The sequence below is a fragment of the Brevibacillus borstelensis genome (assembly GCF_037834415.1).
GTDB lineage: Bacteria > Bacillota > Bacilli > Brevibacillales > Brevibacillaceae > Brevibacillus > Brevibacillus borstelensis_A.
The window spans coordinates 1-1,433 of sequence record NZ_JAUMSJ010000090.1 but is presented as its reverse complement, the minus strand read 5'-3'; the positions used below and the strand labels follow the sequence as shown (position 1 = coordinate 1,433).

Here is a 1,433-nt window from a genome sequence, read left to right as displayed (position 1 = left end):
GGCTGTGCCAACTATAGGAACAAAACGTACATAAAGTACACGTATGACACAAGAAGTGGCAAGCGTTGTAGTGAAACCCTAATCAGATGCTGCTAAGATTTAACTTAAAAATGTTACTTCTTTACTTATGTTATGTACAGTCTAATCGGCGTTTTTTAACAGTCGCGAAGAGGAGTGCATTTGAATGGTGCCTCCTTTTTCAGCATAGATGTCATTTTAGGGATAGACAGTTATGAATGTGGAATTTTCTTAGGTATGGAGATTACACCCTGGAGTTCTTACAGCATGGCCTATGATTCAAAAATATAGAAATGTGTCCCCGTGAAACGATTAGCATCCCACGATTGCCAAATTTGTTGGAGTCTACTTTTGTAGCAAATTTGTCTATCCTGACATGAAGTATTTGGAATAAAAAATGTAGATAGAAAATTTGGGGGCTTAGTTACTTCATTTCTTAAAATATGGTTATTTAGAAAATTATGAAAGTATTTTTCTAGCAAGGAAGTAGTAGATGAGAAAATTACGAGGGTGGCGTTTTCAAATAACCATTGGTCAAGAAGGGAGGGACCAGCAGAAGCGGACAAAGAAATTGTTTTCCACGGTATGGAAAAAAAGGTAAAAAGCCATAGGTAGGACAAAAGCATTCACCAAATTAGCCAATGGATAGCTTTCTAGGTTGACAGTGGGGACTTACGATTAGAAAGCTGGGAGTCCGTTTTAAGCTGGTGTACATCTAGAAGAAACATAAAAATTTTGTTTTTATAGAAAGTAAAACGACAAAAAGAGACAAAAAAGATTATGTTTTTGTTGATTAGATAAGGAAAAAGTCATAATTTGACGAATTCAATATATTTACAATTTTGCGATATTAAACTATTCTATTTGCAAAGGGAGGTGATAATAATGTTCGATAAAATTTCCAACCTGTTCGGAGTAACTCCGATGTATGTACCTTGCAAAGATTCTGGGTTTATTGCAGGTCCTAAGTACAAGTGTGAGTATAATACACTGTTCGATTGCGAGGGGAAAACAGAGGTCAAGTACACATACGACACAAGAAATGGTGAAAGATGTTCCGAGTCTAAAGTTAGATGCTGTGGATAGGACGGGTAACAGTCACAATTATATAGGTGCATGGTTGCAGAAAAGGAGCGCCTTAATTAGTGGGCTCCTTTTCATGATTTGTTATTAGAAATTATCAACACATTGGGTGGGGGAAGATATGACCATTGCGTATATAAGTATAGCTATCGGGTGGGCTTTTTTAGTAATTCGGATCACCTCCTACTTAAAAGAGTTGAAACGGGAAATAACTTTTCTTCCAGAGACATCAAACCAAGCGAAAGTAGGAGATGTATTGGTGGGGCGCAATATTTATGAAATGGTTGATTTGCCTGCAAAGGTGAGAGGGAGGCATGCAGTTTTGTTGATTT

Annotated in this window: 1 protein-coding gene; it reads left to right on the top strand. The window is 37.1% G+C overall.

Annotated elements, in window-relative coordinates:
* Positions 1 to 1,222: 1,222 nt before the first annotated feature.
* The coding region (locus tag Q3F21_RS27060; RefSeq protein ID WP_340259681.1) for a hypothetical protein at positions 1,223 to 1,433 on the top strand (211 nt) is incomplete at its 3' end.